The following is a 16667-nucleotide window of genomic DNA, read 5'->3' as shown; positions in this document are numbered from 1 at the left end:
CCGCTAGTTCATTCCCACCAGTAAGGCAGGCGCTTGGCGGTGCCGGTCTCGACTTCGTTCATGGTTTTGGCATCGTACAGCCTGCCGCCCAGCATGACCTTTTCGATGTCGTCGCTGTTTCGGATATCTTCCGATGGATCGGCAGACAGCACGATCAGGTCTGCAAGCTTGCCCGCTTCCAGACTGCCGATATCCTTGTCCATGCCAAGCGATTGGGCTGGCAAGATGGTACCCGCACGCAGCGCCTCGACCGGGCTCATCCCGCCGCGAACGAAGCTCCACAGTTCCCAGTGCGCCCCGATACCTGCCTGCTGGCCATGCGCACCAATGGAAACCTTCACGCCTGCATCAGCCAGCTTCTTGGCTTCGCGCGCTGCATTGTCGTCGACGAAGGCCCATTCCGGGGCTTTCGTACGCCGGGCATTGCCGGCCAGCAGCATCTTGGGCGGTGTGTGGACCATCAGCGGGTTCTTCCACACGTCGGTCGCCTGCCGCCAGTATGGGTCGCCGGCAAGCCCGCCATAAGTGACGACGAGGGTCGGGGTGTAATTGCTGTCACTCTGACTGAAGAACTGGACCACATCCTTGTAGAACACGTCCAGCGGGACGTTGTGTTCAACGGTCGAGTTGCCGTCGGCGACAAGGTTCATGTCCATCCCGAACAGAGATCCGCCCTCGGCCACGACCAGCATGTTTTCAGCGGCAGCCGCACGGGCAACCTGCTGGCGCTGTTCCCTGCGCGGCTGGTTGTAGTTCTTTACCGAAATACCGCCCTGCGCCTTGATCCGGCGGACATGGGCCAGCGCGTCTTCGTAATTGTTGATCTCGGCATAGACGCTCGGCGATTTTGCCCCGTAGATGATTTCGCCGGTCGAGAAGATCCGCGGTGCAAGCAGTTTGCCCGCGCGCTGCCGTTCGGAAGCGGCGAAGATCTGGCTCGCGGACGAAGACGGATCGTGCATCGTGGTGGTGCCAAGCGCGAGGTTCTGGACGAGCGCCCAGTTCTGCTGCGGGACAAGGTCGCCGGTTCCCTGCGGACCGTGCGCGTGGGCATCGACGAGGCCGGGCATGATGACCTTACCCGCCATGTCCACCTGGTTTGTGCCAGCGGGAATCGCGATTTCACTGCGCGGGCCAACCGCAGTGATCCGGTTCCCTTCGATCAGGACAACACCGTCTTCAATTGCGCCGGCGCCGCTGCCCGACATGGTCAGCAATTTCGCCCCGACGAGGGCTACGGTGCCTTCCGGCTTTGCTGCACGCTGGGTCATGGACAGCGAAATGCCGCTGGTCGGCGGGGTGAACTTCGCATCCTCGTCAACTTTGCCTGCCGGGAACAGGTCACCGATTGCAGCGGAATACAGGGCAGGGCCCATGCTCCAGTTCAGCGTGCTGCCGCCGCCCGACCAGCCGATATAATCCGCACCGCCCTTGCTCGCCTTGGCGACGGGCAATGCGGTGGCCTTGGGGCTGACCGATACCATCTGCCCGCCGGGCATCAGCGGCATCGCAAAAGCTTCGTAATTCTGTCTGAAGGCGACGAACTTCCCGTCGGGCGCAACCGCGAAATCATTGACCAGTTCGCCCTGGGCATGAACCCGCTTTGCCTCGCCGTTAAGGTCGGTCGAGACGAGCTGAAGCTGGCCCTCGGCGCGGCCGATCATGAACAGTCTGTCGCTGGCCTCGCCAAACTGGGGTGAATTCATCCCCTTGGTTACGAGGCGTGGGGCACCGCCGGATGCGGAAACCGCATAGACGCCGCCGTTCTCGGACCATTCGGGCGAAGTCAGGTAACCGCCGCTGCGTTTTTCGAACACGATGGTCTGGCCATCGGGGCTGTAGCGTGGCACGCCGTAATGGCCCGGCTGCGATGTGACTACGTTTTCGCCGCCGCCGTTGGCATTGATGGTCACAATCCGGCCCAGATCGCTGTCTGTCCAGCGAACGAACACGATCTTGCGGCCATCGCGCGACCAACTGGGGAATGCCTCTACGGCATCACCGCCGCCCGATGTCAGCCGGCGAGCGGAGCCGCCATTGGCAGGCTTCACGTACAGCTTGCCCAGAGTTTCGAACACGATCTGCCGGCCGTCTGGCGATACGCTGGCGAATTTCGGGATGCTGGTAGTGAAGGTATCGGGCGCAACATCGATCACCGGGTGCGGGGCGCTTGCAATGCCGCGCGTGTCATTGATGGCAAAGGGGATGTCGCGCAGGTTGGAACCATCGGCATCAACGCGGCGGATCTTGCCGCCAGACCAGAACACGATGCTGCCCGAATCCGGGGTCCAGTCCATGTTGGGATAGACACCCGTCACCGCCCAGGTTTCGGACACGTCCATGTCGAGGTCGCCATAAATCATGGCCTCACTGCCAGAGGCGATATCTTTCACCCACAGCTGTGACTTGTCCTGCTCACGCCGGACGAAAGCGATCGATTTGCCATCGGGCGACGGAGCAGGGCGGACTGCGCCGCCAAACCCTGAAACGGCGGTCGTGACTTCGCCGGTGGCAAGATCGTAGCGCTCGATATCGAAAATACCCTGCGTCGAATCTTGTGCATATTCGAAGATCGGGCCGGATGTAGTATTGCGGGTGTAATATACCGCCGCGCCGTCGGGCGCATACACCGGTTCGCCCAGTTCTTTTTGATGCTGTTCATTGGGGCGTTTGACCAGCTTAACGCCGCCGCCGCCTGACACGTGATACAGCCAGATTTCACCGGTGCCGAGCGAACGCCCGGTGGTAAAATGCTTTTTGGCTGCGATGAAGCGGCCATCGGGGCTCCATGTCGGCTGGTTGGTCAGGCGGAAATCTTCTTTCGTCACCTGCCGCATGTTCGCGCCATTGGCGTCCATCACCCAGATATTATCGCCGCCGCCGCGGTCGGATGTGAAGGCAATCTTGCTGCCATCGGGCGACCAGCGCGGGTGCACTTCCCATGCGAGACCTTCCGCAATGCGGGTGGGGGTGCCGCCAGAAATCGGCATGGTGTAAATATCACCCAATACAGTGAAGGCGACCATGCGGCCATCAGGGCTTACATCCACATCGACCCAGCTGGCTTCGTCGGTCTGGATCGGGACCTGGCTGATGACGGACCCGGTGGGAGCATTAACGTCCCACTTGGCTTCCTCTTTCTTGTCCTGTGCATGGAGAGGCGCGACCAGTGAAGTGGTCAAAAGCAGGCTGGCAATTGCCGAAGCAGCGCGAAATTTCATGATTGAGTCCCCTGATATCGTGCAGGGGTTCTAAGACGCTGGCGAGCACGCGTCCATGCTGTGCGTCCGGATGTATTGGCGGCTTGCAGAATGGAGGCGATTCTCCTCCGGCAACTGCAAGCCTCCAATCAGCTTGCACGAATATGCCTGAGGAAATCACCGACCTGGCTACGGAGTGTCGCTGCCTGATCTTCCAGTTCCGTGGCAGAGCCGAGCACCTGCGATGCCGCTGCGCCGGTCGCGAGCGAGCTTTCGCGCACACCTTCGATGCTGGCGGTTACTTCATCGCTGCTGCGTGCGGCCAGATCGATGCTGCGGGCAAGGTCCTGTCCTGCGACCGATTGCTGGTCGACGGCAGAGGCAATGGAGATGGCGGTTGCTTCGAGTTGCTCGATCTGTTCGCCGATGGTGCGCAGGGCACCGACGCTGTTCGTGGTTGAACTTTGCATGGCGCGGATCTGCTCCGCCACTTCTTCGGTTGCGCGGCTGGTCTGTGCGGCCAGTTCTTTCACTTCGGAAGCGACCACGGCGAACCCGCGGCCTGCTTCGCCGCCGCGCGCGGCCTCGATCGAGGCGTTGAGCGCCAGCAGATTGGTCCGCTTCGCGATCGACTGGATCAGCTCGACGATATTGCCGACTTGTTCAGCCGATGTCGAAAGCGCGGAAATTGTCTCGTCTGCACGGTCTGCAGAATCGGAAGCCTTGCGCGCCAGCTCAGCAGAAGATGCGGCCTGGCGGCTGATTTCGCCGATCGACATTGCGAATTCGTCACTCGCCGCGGCTGCTGCGGTGACGCCGGTCGACGCTTCGCCCATGGCGGTCGCGACATGGCCCGACTGCGTCGTCGATTGCTCTGCAGCGGCAGCCATGGATCCGGCCGTCGACTTGAGCTGCGACGAAGCGGAGGCCACGCCGCTGACGATATCGCCGACGGTGGATTCGAAGCGTGCTGCGAATTCCTTCAGCATATCGCGCTGTTTCTGCTGCTGCTCTTCCCGTTCGCGTGCGCGCTCTTCCTGCAGGTCGAGTTCGGCTTGTGTGCGGGCTTGCCGCTCCGCTGCATCCTTGCGCAGGCGCTTGTTGGCAGCCTTGAACACGTCGAGAGCCCGGACCATGTCGCCGATTTCGTCCTTGCGGCTGCGTCCTTCGATTTCGAAATCGGCACTGCCCTTGGCAAGCAGGTTCATGCCGCCGGTTACTTCACCGATTTTAGTGGTCAAATCGCTCGAGAGATAGCGCAGGCCGACGATCAGCACGATCGTGGCCAGCAACCCTAGCATGATGATGAAGCTTACAAGGTTGAAGAATTGATCGAGGCCAGCCTCGCGGAAGAGTGTCCCTTCCTTCAGCAGCTGTTCTTCAAGGCTGTCCGCTTGTGCGTAAAGCGCGTCACCGGCGGCCGACAATTCGTAGGCAAGCCGGGTGGTCGCATCGCTCCGTCCGCTGGCTGCGAGGCTCGCCTTGAGGCGCTCGAACGCGGCTGCATAATCGGCAAGCTGCGCGCCAAGGGCGTCGATTGCCGGAACAACGCCCGGGGTGACTTCGCCAGCGCCGGAACGGATTGCTGCGATTTGAGCTTCCGCCCGAGCAAGGGCAGCCTGCATTCGGTCGGCTTCTGACGATTCACCGGCCAGCGAATAACGCATGGCATGGTACCGCATCTCGCCCGAGGTGGCGCGGAGATTGGCCGATTCCAGCGTCGCCCGGTCCAGCGTCGTACTCTGGAAATAGCGATCATAGACGGACGCCGTGCCGAAGGAGAGAGCCGCGATCAGTACCGCGGAAATTACAAGGAACGTCCCGAAGATGACCCGCAGCTTCTTCTTGATCGGAAGATTGCGGAATTCAGCGCGGACCCGGGCAATGCCGGTCTGCGTTGCTTCCTCGGCTTCCTGCCGGTCTTGCTCCAGTTCTTCCTGGATTTCGGCAGCGACTAGATCCATCGCACTCATGATGCGTTCCTTTGCAGATCGTGAATTTCATTGATTGGGAGCGGTTCCAGCGCCGACAGGTGCTGAGCAATTTCTTCTTTCGGCATGGCCTTGAAATACAGCCATCCCTGAATCTGGTCGCAACCGGCCGCGCGAACCAGATCGGCTTGCGCCTCCGTCTCGACGCCTTCTGCCGTAACGCCCATTTTCAGCGCCTGAGCCATCGAAATACTCGACAGCATCATTGCCCGTGAGCTTTCATCATCCGCCGAGTCCACAACCAGCGAACGATCAAGCTTAAGCTTCTGGAAGCGGAATTGGCGGAGAAAACCGATCGAGGCGTATCCGGTGCCGAAATCGTCCAGCACAACATTCACGCCAAACCCGCGGATCACGTCCAGACTGCGTTCGGCGACGACGGGATCGAGCACCAGGCAGGTTTCAGTAATCTCCAGCTCCAGCCGTTCCGGTTCGAAGCCGGTCTCTTCCAGAATCTGGCCCAGCTGGATCGGAAATTCGGGATTGCGCAATTGCGCCGCAGAAATGTTGACCGACAGTTTGATCCCGTTCCAGTCCATTGCATCGGTACATGACTGGCGCAGGACGAACAGGCCGATCGCATTGATCAGGCCCGATTCCTCGGCCACCGGAATGAACACGTTCGGACCGATCGGCTTGCCGTCGGGACGGTTCCAGCGGATCAGCGATTCAACCGCAACCACCTTGCCCGATTGTGCATCGACCAAGGGCTGATAGTGAACCTTGAATTCTTCGTTGAGCAGCGCAGTCCGCATTTCGGAATCGAGATCGCGCAGTGCTTCCAGATTGCGGTCGAAATCCGGTTTGTACCACGTGCAGCGCATCTTCCCGCCGCGTTTGGACACATACATCGATACATCGGCGCGGCGCAGGAGTTCGGACGATACCAGGCCGTCAGTGCCGCTGCTTCTGGAAAGGCCAACGCTGGCACCCACGGCGATCCGGCGATCGTCGATCGGGATCGGGTGGACGAGGCGTTCGAGCAGGTTGCGGCAAACCCCCTCGAGGATTGTTCCGCACAGAGGGCCGCTCATGCACAATGCAAACTCGTCCCCGCCAAGCCGGAAAGGCTTTGTCTCTTCTCCGCAGACTTCCTCTAGGATGACCGCGCATTGTCTGATCAGTTTGTCGCCGACTGCGTGACCGTAAAGGTCATTGACCATCTTGAAACCGTCGAGGTCGACCAGCGCTACTGCGATTTCTTCCTTTTTCGCGGAGTATGACTGGATTTCAGCGTGCAAGGCACGGCGGTTGGGCAGGTCGCTGAGACTGTCGGTCATGCCGAGCGTTTCAAGCCCGGCCACGTGATTCAGGCCCATGCGGCAAATCAGCGCAACAGCCGCCGCATAGGCTGAAATCCCGCCGACAATCAGCCAGGTTGCCGGAACCGCTTCGATTTGATCGTTCAGAAGGATCAGCGCGACGATCGCGAAAAAGACCGCTGTCAGCACAGCGAGAGGCGCAACGACCAGCATTCTTGGCGTTATGCTAGGCTGACGCCAAGTTTCCCGCATTTTTGCTTCCCCCTTTTGCGTGATCGCAATCCATTGCCGAGACCTAGTCAATCGTCCCTAAAGAACGGTTAATTCGTGCTTTACCTTGCGGCCGATTGGCGGGCCGTTCTGCCTGCGTAGATTTCATGAGCGGCCTCGTCGGACATGACGTACAGGCCCTGATTGTTTTCAGCGGCGCGGAAAATGGTCGTGCTGCCGATTGCGGTTTCTCCTGCGCCAAGCATCAGCCACGAATCCGGACGCATGGAATTGGCAATGCATTCGAGCGCCTTGGCGCGTCGTGCTTCATCGAAATAGAGCAGGACATTGCGGCACAGAACGATGTCGAAACGCTGAAGCGCAGCGGCGGGTTCGAGGATGTTGCGCACCTTGAACCGGACCATGTTGCGCAGTTGGCGCGATGGCTCCCACCCTTTTTTTGTCTCGGTAAAGTGGGCCAGCATCTGGCTGACGCTCAGGCCGCGCTGGATTTCGAACTGGGTATAGGTTGAACGCTGGGCCGTATTGATCGCGTTCTGCGAGATATCAGTGCCGACAATGTCGATGGTCCAGTCTTTCCACTGGCTCGGCTGGTCGGCAAACAGCATTGCCAGCGACAGAGCTTCCTGGCCGGTGGAACAGCCTGCTGACCAGATCGAAAGCCGTTTCGTGCCAGCGCGTTTTTCCGCCAGTTCGGGCAGGACCCTGCGCGACAGCAACTCGAACATGATCCGGTCGCGGAAGAAGTATGTTTCATTGTTCAGCAAGGCTTCCACCACTTGCTGGGCCAGGTCGCCCGATGCGGGATCGGCGAGCAGGCAGACGAGCTGGTCGATATTGGTGATACCGCGCTGTCGAAAAACGCCCGACAAAGCTGTGCCGATGCGCCATTTGCGGCTTTCGGTCAGCTGTTGCCCGGTGCGTGCTTCGAGCAGATCGGCAATGATCCGGTGGGATACCGCACTCACTTCCATGCTCGCGCTCCCGCACTTGCCATGACCCGCATGGCCAATTCGGTCGGCGTAAGAACTGCCGAAGCAAGCCCGAGCTCGGTTACCGCGCGGGGCATGCCCCAAACGGCCGAGCTTTCTTCATTCTGCGCAAAAATCGTGCCGCCGGCATCAACCAGATGGCGGGCGCCTATCGCGCCGTCCTTGCCCATTCCCGACAGAATCAGGCCGATTGAATTGCCACCAGTCGCGTCGGCGGCGGTGGTCAGCATCGGGTCCACCGATGGCGTGCAGCCGCTGGCGGCGCTTTCATGGGTGATCTTGCATACAAGCCCGGATGCCGCCTTGCGGACATTCAAATGGCCGGAGCCGGGCGCAATGTGGATCGTATTGCTGCGGATTGTCATATTGTCGCAGGCAATCACCGCTTCGCGCGATGCTGCCAGTTCCAGTTGTCTTGCAAACACCGACATGAAGGAATCGGGCAGATGCTGGGTCACAAGGATCGGCAGGTCGAACTGCCGCGGCAGTGCGCGCAAGAAAATGCATAATGCATGGATGCCGCCGGTCGATGCGCCGATTGCCAGCAATTCAGGGTTGTTGCGCGGCTCGATCCGCAGGGCAGGGGGCACTGGAACCGACTGGTCCGCCTTCCCGCTGCCCGCATTCGAGCGGCCAAGCGCGCGAATTTTGCTCAGTAAGGTCCCGCAATATGCGTTGCCGAAATCGCCCGACTGCGGCTTCGCCATTGTGTCGGCAGCACCCATCGAAAGGGCGGCGAGGGTTGGCTCAGCGCCTTCGCTGGTGAGCGAAGAAACCACCAGAACCTGAATGCCGTCATGCGCCTCGAGGATTTTCGGCAGCGCGTGCAGGCCGCCCATTCCGGGCATTTCGAGGTCAAGCAGCACCACGTCCGCAGGGGTTCGTTTCAGTTCGGCAAGCGCAAGTTCCGCGCTGCTGGTTTTTGCGACGACTTCCAGATCGGCTTCGGCGTCAATGATCCGCGACAGGACCGCACGCACCGTCAGCGAATCGTCGACCAGCATTACACGGGTCGTGCGCCGTAACTTTCGACTTCCTCCGGCACTTTCAGGCTTTATTTTGATTTCGCTGCCCATGGCGGCGATCTCAACCCATGCCGACGAGCTGAAGCTTTATCTGGAGGGTTTCATGATCGAACGGTTTCATCACGTATTCGTCCGCGCCGGCACTGATGGCCTCGCGGATGTGTGCGATGTCATTTTCGGTAGTGCAGAACACGACCTTGGGCCGGTCACCACCAGGCTGCTGGCGCAACTGGGTGATGAATTCGATCCCGGTCATCACCGGCATATTCCAGTCGAGCAGGATCGCATCGGGCATCGCCCGAAGGCAATGTTCGAGACCTTCACGGCCATTTTCAGCTTCATCGACGGAAAATCCGAGCGATTCGAGAATATGACGCGAAACTTTGCGGATTACCCGGGAATCATCGACAATCAGGCAGGTTTTCATTTTTCGCGATCCTTGTAATTCTTCGTATGGTTAGACGAACGAGGTAACCAAGAGCTTAAGCGGCTCTCGCTACAGGTCCTTCAATCAGTAAACTTGCATTGATCAGCAGTGTTGGTCCCCGGTCTGTTTCCACCATGCCGCGGGCAACACGTTGCCATTCTTTTCCGAAACCGCCGGCAACCGGGCGAATATCGGACTGGGTTTCGATAACGTCATCGACCGCGTCGACGAGCAGAGCGTAGAGATGGCCGGCTATTTCGACGACAGGTGCGCGTTCACCCGTTGCTGTTTCGCCTGCAATGCCAAGCGCGCGGCGGCAATCGATCACGGTCAGCGACCGGCTGCGCATGGCGGTCAGGCCGACTACGAAATCGGGCGCACGTGGGACTGGATAGATATCCTCCAGCTCGATCACCGATTGTACCTCGGCTGCAGGAATGGCCACACGGCGATCATCGATGTGCAGCAGGACAATAAGTTCGTTCATGATGCTTTCCCCAGTCGGGCGCTGCGGAGCGCCTCGATCAGTCCGTCGCGGTCATAACGGTAGACTTCGTGCTTATCGTTACCGGCTTTGGCTGGATCGGCGTGGATGGTGATCAGGCGGCCCGCCTTCAGGTCCGCGACGTCGGGCGGAGTGCCTTCGAGGGCGACCACAACGTCGGCGGTTTCATCTTCGCCGGTCGCGATCGCGTATCCTGCGGCTGAAACCATGGGTTTGAGCATCCGTTCGACCCATTCATCACCTTCGGGAAGCCGGCAAAGGGGCCGTGAGTCCGGGCTTTGCTGGTGCTGATTGCCCGAAAACAGGCGGAAACCGTCGACCAACGGAACCGGCTGGCCATCGATCAGGGCGACGCCTTCGATAGTCTCGTCACCTTCGGCCGGCGCAAGATCGGTGCTGATGTCGATCGACTCGCCGAGTTCAGCCACGGCGTAGGCAATATCGGTCTCGCTGTCTGAAAGCCTCAGTAATTTGACCTTTTCGTCGGTGATCTGGGCGCAGCCTACCCCGACAAGCTTCAGGATCCTGTCGTCGACTACAACTTGCGACCTGCCAGCATCGATATCGATTGCAGATGCGTCGACCAGGTCGATGCGCGAGACCAGACCGAGATCGATCGCGCGCGTGCGTCCGTCGAGAGCAACGAATGTCATGATGGAGCGCCGTTCGGCTTCAGCCGCGGCTTTGACCGGTGCGCTGGCCTGTGCCGGCCGTGCGCGCGAATCCGTGATCAGTCCTGCCTGCTGGGCAATGGTAGCGATGTCGAGCATTAGCACGGGGCTGCCATCATCTAGCAGCGTGGTGCCAGCGTAAGCGCCGGTCTGCATTACTGCCGGGGCCAGTGGTTTGATAACCAGGTCTTCCTGGTCGTGGATGCGGTCGACGCCGAGTGCAAACAGACCGCCGCTCCCCAGGCGTAACAGGACAAGCCGCTGGTCTCTGGCGGCGCGGCGCTGTCCCAGTTCCAGCACATTATCCAGCGACAGGCAGGGAATTCGCTTGGCGCGGAAAGTCACAAGGTCGCTGTCACCCACTTGCGAGAATTCGATATTGGTCGACGCGCCGTGGGCGATTTCTTCGACGAATGACTGCGGAATGGCAAAACGCTGCCCCTGAACACTGACGGTCAGCGCGGAAATGATGCTTAGCGTAAGCGGGATCTGGAGGAAGAACATCGTCCCTTCGCCCGGATTCGACGATACGCTGATGGTACCGCCAATCTTTTCGATATTGGCGCGAACGACGTCCATCCCGACACCGCGGCCTGAAATTGCACTGACTTCATCGGCGGTGGATAGTCCCGCTTCGAAAATCAGGTCAGAAATTGCGCTGTCCGTCATGACATCGAGTTCGGACTGGGTAATCAGGCCGTTCGAGACAGCCTTTGCCCCAATCTTGGCAGTGCTCAGTCCGCCGCCATCGTCGGTAATCACGATGGAAATCCGGTTGCCGGATTGGCGCGCGGCGATTGTCAGCATTCCGATTTCACGCTTGCCTGCCGCGCGGCGCACGGCTGGTGCCTCGATCCCGTGATCCACCGCGTTGCGGATCAGGTGAACAATCGGGTCGCGGATCATTTCGATCATTTCGCGGTCGAGTTCGACGGCGCCGCCCTCGAAATCGACCATGACCTGCTTGCCCAGATCGGCAGACAGGTCGCGCACAAGGCGGGGCAGGGCATTATACAGGTGTTCGATGCGCTGCATCCGCATCTTCGTTACCGCCTCGCGCACATCGCCGAGAATGCCGGAGAGCCGTTCGAACGGGCCATCGAGAGTGGGTTCCGCACCGGATTCGCGCAGGCGGCGGGCCAGGTCGTTGCGGGCCAGCACCATGTCGGAAACGCCGCTCATCACGCGGTCGAGCAGTTCGACCGGTAGGCGGATCGTGCGCGGTGCCGATGGACCGGCTTCGTTTGATTTGGCCGCACTTTCGCCGGATTGCATGGCTGCGATCTCGCCCACGTCGCTGGCATCGGGTTCCAGTGCAGCGATCAGGAATTCATCGCCTTGAGCAGGCATTTCTTCGCCAGCCTCGATGGCGTTGGTCATCTGCATGATGCGGTCGATGATCGCGAGAACAGCTGATACCAGACGGCTGTCGGGATGGCGGCGGCCAGCGCGCACTTCGGCCAAGGCACCTTCTGCGGAATGGCTCAGCTTCTCCAGTCGCGGAAAATCGAAGAATCCACAATTTCCCTTTACGGTGTGGACGAAGCGGAAAATGGCATCGAGCCGGGCGCGGTCAGAGGGCTCGCTTTCCCAAGCGACAAGCTCCCCTTCGATTGCTTCAAGCATTTCGCGCGTTTCTGCGACGAAATCTGCCAGCAGGTCATCCATGTAACTACGCCCCCGATTATTCGGACGTATCTATGAAGGGCGATGGTTAACGAAGGGTAAGGAACGCAGGGAAGATCAGCTTCTGCAGCCGCTATTTTCTGTGGAGGACCCGCCGCACGATCAATATCGCGACGATCCCGCCGACAATGTTGGCCGCAAGTTCCGCCGTATAGATCGCATCGGACCCCCATGACGGGCGCAGCAGCCACGCCACCGGCAGCATGACCATAAATACGCGGAAGAAACTTTGCCCCAGTGCCCATCCGGCCTTGTCGACCGCATTCAGCGCGCCGTTGCTTACGATCAGCAGGCCGTACCCTGCATATCCCCAGGCGGCGATCCGCAGATATGCCGTAAACTCACTGACCACCGCAGGATCATCGGAAAACAATCCGGCGATGGTGCCGCTCGCTGCGACCAGAGCAGCCGCGATGACCAGCCCGTAAATCACCGAAAATCCGCCTGCCCAATGCATCGCCTCGCGCGAACGGTCGGGCATGTTGGCGCCCCAGTTTTGCCCGACAATCGATCCGATGGCACCCGACAGGGCGAGCAGCGGAACCACTGCAAAGCTCTGCACACGTCCGGCCGCGCCGAAACCGGCGACGGCATCTTGCCCCTGTGTCGCGACCAGCGCGGTCAGAACCGAAAGCCCTATCGGATTGATCGCGTTGGAGAATGCTGCTGGCCCGGCGACGCTGGTCAGCGCCTTCACCGACGGGCCAAAATCTGCCTTCAAGACCTTGGCGGGGCTGAAAGGAATGGCAGTTTTGCTCAGCAGGTAAAAACCGAAAACAATGGCGATCGACCAGCCGGCCAGCGTGGCATAGGCCGCGCCGACGATCCCGAACCCGGAAAAGCCCAGCGCTCCCGTAATCAGGATCGGATCGAGCACCCAGTTGGCTGCTGCATAACAGATCGACACGTAGGATGTTTTGCGCGCTTCGCCCTGACCGCGCAGATTGCCATTGATGCCCATGATGACCATTTGCAGCGGGAAGCCCAGTGCGAAAGGCTGCATGTAAGTACGGATCAGCGGCAGGGTTTCATCGTCCGCCTGCATCAACGAGAACAGCGGGTCGAGCATGGCATACAGCACCAGCCCGATGGCAATGCCGAGCAGGACGGCAAATGCGACGCCGAAATTGCCGCGGCTGGCCGCGCGTTCATCATCCCCGGCGCCCAATGCTCGCGAAACAACTGAATTGATGCCAACCATCACGCCGACACCGAGGCTGGCTAGCGCTACGCTGATGGGAAATACGATGGAGATCGCCGCCAGTTCGGCGCTGCCCAGCTGGCCGATGAAATAGGCATCGACGAGGCCGATGGACATGATTGCGAACACGCCGATGATCATCGGGGCAGTCTGGGTCACCAGGTGTCCGCGAATACTGCCGCGCGTCAATTTGGCGTTTTGGCTCATTGTCAGCGGCCCTAGCGGCGCGGATGTATGCGGGGAAGCAGTTTCGGTATGCGTCTCGCGCCTTGTGCGCCGGGCCGTGACCGTGCGATAGGCCTGACGTCAACGAAGCAGGAGTTTCCGGCAATGCCCCGGATGACAGTCAACGATCAACCGGTCGAATTTGAAATGGATCCGGACACGCCGCTCTTATGGGCATTGCGTGATGCCGCGAATCTGACTGGAACCAAGTATGGCTGCGGGCAGGGCGATTGCGGTGCGTGCATGGTGATCGTCGACGGAGAGGCACTGCGCAGCTGCCTGATCACGATTTCAGAGGCCGAAGGGCGCTTTGTAACCACGATCGAGGGCCTGAGCCGTGACCGTTCGCATCCGGTGCAGCAGGCGATGGTGGCCGAACAGGCGATCCAGTGCGGGTTCTGCACCCCGGGCATCGTCATGGCGGGTGCTGCGTTGATCGCGAAGAATGCCGATCCGAGCAGGAAAGACATTGAACAGGCGATACCCAATCTGTGCCGCTGCGGGGTCTATCCCCGGCTGGTTCGCGCGATAGAGCGGGCGGGACGTGTGGCGCGCCGCCGTGAAACGATCAGTTCAGCGCCGGCACCGGGTATAAGCGCAGAAGATGCTGCGCGCGAAGTCCCTGCGCTGGCCGTTCCTGACAGCGGAACGACCAGCGATTAACGTTCGCCCCTTTTGCGGTTTACATCTTGATGCGGACACCGAACCGGGCGCTTAATGGATCGCCGGGCTGGATGTTGTTGTCGCCATGGGCGCTTGCATAATAGTTTTCATCGAACAGGTTTTCGACGTTCACCTGCAGCGAAACACGGTCGTTCAGTTCGAAATATGCTGCTGCATCGAAACGCCAGTAGGATGGCAGGACCACCTCATTGCTGAAGCTGGAAAACTGCTGCGACTGGTGGATAGCGCCCAGACCGATGCCGAAGCGGTCGGTCACGTCGATATGGTTCCATGCGCTGATCTGGTGCTTTGGCAGTTGCTGCAACCGCGTGCCTGCAACCGCGAAATCGCTGGTGGTGCGGATTTCACCGTCGAGATAGGTGTAGCCAAGGCTGGCCGACCAACCGGGCAGGATGTCACCCACCAGGCTCAGCTCCGCGCCTTCGACCCGGCTTTCACCAATTTGCACCGTCAGCCCGGTATTCGCTGGGTCAGGTGCGGTCGTGTTCGTCCGGTCGAGCCGGAAAACCGATGCGGTAAAGAACAGGTCGGGTTTGACGAGCCATTTCGCGCCGATCTCGTAATTGGAGAACTTCTCCGGATCGAATGCAGCATCGCCGGTACTCAGGCTCAGGAACTGGTCGCCCGATTGCGGCAGGAAGCTTTCCGAATAGCTGGCATAGAACGAAAGGCTGCCTGACGGTTTCAGGACAATTCCGAAACGCGGGCTGACCATTTCATCAACCCGGTCGACCTGCTGGCCCGAAACCAGATTCAGCGTTTCCAGATCGAACCGCTCCCAGCGCAGGCCAGCGATCAGTTCGACATACTCGCCGATCTCGATCTGGTCCTGAATATAGCCGGAAAGCACATTCAGCTGGCTTTCGCGGTTGCGGGTAAGCGGTGTGAGCGTGACTGTCGGGAAATCGATCAATTCCTGCAGATCGACTTCATCCTCGCTCAATGAAATCCCGAACCGGCCATTGCTGGTGTCCTGATCCAGCGCCTCGATACCGGCCAGGAATGTGTGGGACAGCGGTCCGGTATCCACGTTCCAGACAAGGTTTGCCTGACCCACGAAGTTTTCGCGTTTGGTGAAATCCTTGTAGCCGCCCAGCGATACCGTCGTGCCATCGGTGCCGCGCGGCAGGATATTGGCATAGACCTTGTCGTAATTGGCATATTGCACCGAAGCGTTTGCAGAAAGCGCGCTGGAGAATTCATGATCGACCCGGGCGCGGGCGATGTGCACTTCGGCGCTCGCTTCGTTGAAACCGGGCACGCCGAAGAATGTCTGGTCGAAGCCGGTCAGAGGCTTGCCCTTGAGCGACGGCACGCCGCGGTCGGTCACGCGCTCGTCATTGTCATAGGTGTAGTGGGCAGTCAGGCGGGTTTCAGGTGACAGATCGGCAGTGATCGTGGGCGAAATGCCGATGAAGCGGCCTTCGTAAAACTGCCGGTCGTTGCCGAATTCCTCGTAAGTCGCGTTGATCCTGGCGGCGACATTGTCGCTCAACGGCTGGTTCACATCTGCGGAAACCGCAAAGGCACCGAACGTGTCGACCTGTGCATCGGCGGTAAAAAACATATCCATCGGATCGGCGATCTTGCTGACGCGGTTGACGACACCGCCGCCGCCGCCGCGGCCAAAGATCAGCGCGTTCGCGCCCTTGAGAACTTCGATCCGTGTAACATTGTAGAGCGAGCGATAATATTGCGCATCATCGCGCAGCCCATCGAGATAGAAATCCGCAGTGGATTCCTGACCGCGAATGAACACTTCGTCGCGGTGGCCTTCACCCGTTTCCAGGCTGACACCCGGGACAAAACGGAGCGCGTCGCCCAGCTGGGTAATCGCCTGGTCGTCCAGCTGGTCTTCGGTAATGACCACTATGGTCTGCGGCACTTCGATCAGCGGTGTCGGTGTCTTTGTGCCGGTCGAACCATCGTCGGTCTTGTAACCGCCACCTGCACCAGTCACGACAATGTCCACCGGCAGATAGTCACGGTCCAGGTCTTCACCCTCACTGGCAAAGGCTGGAGTAGCCATGGCAGCGGCAGCCACTGTTGAAAGCAGTGCGACGTGGCGAAGGTTGAAGAGCATAGATATCCTTATTGCGAATGATTCTCGATTGAGGTGGTCTGCTATTGAGAATAGTTCGCATTTGCAACCCTAGTCTTTGCTTGGCGCGAAAAAAATCACTGGCTAGGGGCAGCGAGACACACAATCTGCGGAGCGATTTATGAAAGCGACCATTTGGCACAACCCGAAATGCGGCACATCGCGCAAGACGCTGGCGATTCTCGAAAACCTGTCGAAGGTTGATGTGACCGTAGTCGAATACCTGAAGGACCCGCCAACCGTGGAAAAGCTCGCTCAGCTTTTCAAGGACGCTGGGATGGAACCGTCAGAGGGTCTGCGCCTGCGCGGCACCGATGCCGAAGAACGCGGCCTGCCAGATGCCAATGGCGAGACCGTGCTTCGCGCGATGGCGGCGGACCCGATTCTGATTAACCGCCCGCTGGTGGAAACGGAGAAAGGCGTGCGCCTTTGCCGCCCTCAGGATATCGTGCTGGAAATTCTCTAG

Annotated in this window: 12 protein-coding genes; 2 read left to right on the top strand and 10 right to left on the bottom strand. The window is 59.8% G+C overall.

What is annotated here, in order from left to right:
• Positions 1-8: 8 nt before the first annotated feature.
• The 9 genes from PO778_RS08755 to PO778_RS08715 form a co-directional block, all read right to left on the bottom strand.
• Positions 9-3221: an amidohydrolase family protein gene (locus PO778_RS08755; protein ID WP_271439288.1), complete on the bottom strand. Its 3213-nt coding sequence runs from the start codon at positions 3219-3221 to the stop codon at positions 9-11.
• 128 nt (positions 3222-3349) lie between these two features.
• Complete coding sequence (locus tag PO778_RS08750; RefSeq protein ID WP_271439287.1) at positions 3350-5173, bottom strand: methyl-accepting chemotaxis protein; 1824 nt, start codon at positions 5171-5173, stop codon at positions 3350-3352.
• A complete protein-coding gene (locus PO778_RS08745) occupies positions 5170-6666 on the bottom strand; it encodes a putative bifunctional diguanylate cyclase/phosphodiesterase (protein ID WP_271439286.1) in 1497 nt (498 codons plus the stop codon). Before PO778_RS08745 ends, PO778_RS08750 begins: the two co-directional genes overlap by 4 nt.
• Positions 6667-6785: 119 nt before the next feature.
• The gene (locus PO778_RS08740; protein ID WP_160730518.1) at positions 6786-7658 is read right to left on the bottom strand and encodes a CheR family methyltransferase; all 873 of its coding nucleotides are present in this window, start codon (positions 7656-7658) and stop codon (positions 6786-6788) included.
• Positions 7649-8680 carry a chemotaxis-specific protein-glutamate methyltransferase CheB gene (cheB, locus tag PO778_RS08735; RefSeq protein WP_271439285.1) on the bottom strand — a complete coding sequence of 344 codons (1032 nt, stop codon included), beginning with the start codon at positions 8678-8680 and terminating at the stop codon, positions 7649-7651. Before cheB ends, PO778_RS08740 begins: the two co-directional genes overlap by 10 nt.
• An 82-nt stretch (positions 8681-8762) precedes the next feature.
• Entirely contained in the window at positions 8763-9128 is a 366-nt protein-coding gene (locus PO778_RS08730) for a response regulator (RefSeq protein ID WP_160730516.1), read from the bottom strand.
• A 55-nt stretch (positions 9129-9183) separates the two neighbouring features.
• Positions 9184-9615: a chemotaxis protein CheW gene (locus tag PO778_RS08725; protein ID WP_160730515.1), complete on the bottom strand. Its 432-nt coding sequence runs from the start codon at positions 9613-9615 to the stop codon at positions 9184-9186.
• Positions 9612-11972, bottom strand: a complete 2361-nt coding sequence (locus PO778_RS08720; protein WP_271439284.1) for a chemotaxis protein CheA — start codon at positions 11970-11972, stop codon at positions 9612-9614. The genes PO778_RS08725 and PO778_RS08720 overlap by 4 nt, the downstream gene beginning before the upstream one ends.
• A 91-nt stretch (positions 11973-12063) precedes the next feature.
• The gene (locus PO778_RS08715) at positions 12064-13398 is read right to left on the bottom strand and encodes an MATE family efflux transporter (RefSeq protein ID WP_271439283.1); all 1335 of its coding nucleotides are present in this window, start codon (positions 13396-13398) and stop codon (positions 12064-12066) included.
• Positions 13399-13521: 123 nt separating this feature from the next.
• Between PO778_RS08715 and PO778_RS08710 the strand changes: the two genes are divergently transcribed.
• A complete protein-coding gene (locus tag PO778_RS08710) occupies positions 13522-14079 on the top strand; it encodes a (2Fe-2S)-binding protein (RefSeq protein ID WP_160730512.1) in 558 nt (185 codons plus the stop codon).
• 19 nt (positions 14080-14098) lie between these two features.
• Here PO778_RS08710 and PO778_RS08705 read toward each other — a convergent pair whose 3' ends face one another.
• Positions 14099-16183: a TonB-dependent receptor gene (locus tag PO778_RS08705; protein ID WP_271439282.1), complete on the bottom strand. Its 2085-nt coding sequence runs from the start codon at positions 16181-16183 to the stop codon at positions 14099-14101.
• A gap of 139 nt (positions 16184-16322) precedes the next feature.
• Between PO778_RS08705 and PO778_RS08700 the strand changes: the two genes are divergently transcribed.
• Positions 16323-16667, top strand: a complete 345-nt coding sequence (locus PO778_RS08700; RefSeq protein ID WP_271439281.1) for an arsenate reductase family protein — start codon at positions 16323-16325, stop codon at positions 16665-16667.

The sequence above is a fragment of the Pontixanthobacter luteolus genome, assembly GCF_947494915.1.
In the GTDB taxonomy this organism is placed as follows: domain Bacteria; phylum Pseudomonadota; class Alphaproteobacteria; order Sphingomonadales; family Sphingomonadaceae; genus Pontixanthobacter; species Pontixanthobacter luteolus.
Note: the sequence above shows the minus strand (reverse complement) of the source record. Positions and strands in the feature narration are given on the sequence as shown.

Excerpts from the sequence above, each read along its gene's own strand:
- PO778_RS08755 (WP_271439288.1), bottom strand. The coding sequence starts at position 3,221 with ATGAAATTTCGCGCTGCTTCGGCAATTGCCAGCCTGCTTTTGACCACT.
- PO778_RS08750 (WP_271439287.1), bottom strand. The coding sequence starts at position 5,173 with ATGAGTGCGATGGATCTAGTCGCTGCCGAAATCCAGGAAGAACTGGAG.
- PO778_RS08745 (WP_271439286.1), bottom strand. The coding sequence starts at position 6,666 with ATGCTGGTCGTTGCGCCTCTCGCTGTGCTGACAGCGGTCTTTTTCGCG.
- PO778_RS08740 (WP_160730518.1), bottom strand. The coding sequence starts at position 7,658 with ATGGAAGTGAGTGCGGTATCCCACCGGATCATTGCCGATCTGCTCGAA.
- cheB (WP_271439285.1), bottom strand. The coding sequence starts at position 8,680 with ATGCTGGTCGACGATTCGCTGACGGTGCGTGCGGTCCTGTCGCGGATC.
- PO778_RS08730 (WP_160730516.1), bottom strand. The coding sequence starts at position 9,128 with ATGAAAACCTGCCTGATTGTCGATGATTCCCGGGTAATCCGCAAAGTT.
- PO778_RS08725 (WP_160730515.1), bottom strand. The coding sequence starts at position 9,615 with ATGAACGAACTTATTGTCCTGCTGCACATCGATGATCGCCGTGTGGCC.
- PO778_RS08720 (WP_271439284.1), bottom strand. The coding sequence starts at position 11,972 with ATGGATGACCTGCTGGCAGATTTCGTCGCAGAAACGCGCGAAATGCTT.
- PO778_RS08715 (WP_271439283.1), bottom strand. The coding sequence starts at position 13,398 with ATGAGCCAAAACGCCAAATTGACGCGCGGCAGTATTCGCGGACACCTG.
- PO778_RS08710 (WP_160730512.1), top strand. The coding sequence starts at position 13,522 with ATGCCCCGGATGACAGTCAACGATCAACCGGTCGAATTTGAAATGGAT.
- PO778_RS08705 (WP_271439282.1), bottom strand. The coding sequence starts at position 16,183 with ATGCTCTTCAACCTTCGCCACGTCGCACTGCTTTCAACAGTGGCTGCC.
- PO778_RS08700 (WP_271439281.1), top strand. The coding sequence starts at position 16,323 with ATGAAAGCGACCATTTGGCACAACCCGAAATGCGGCACATCGCGCAAG.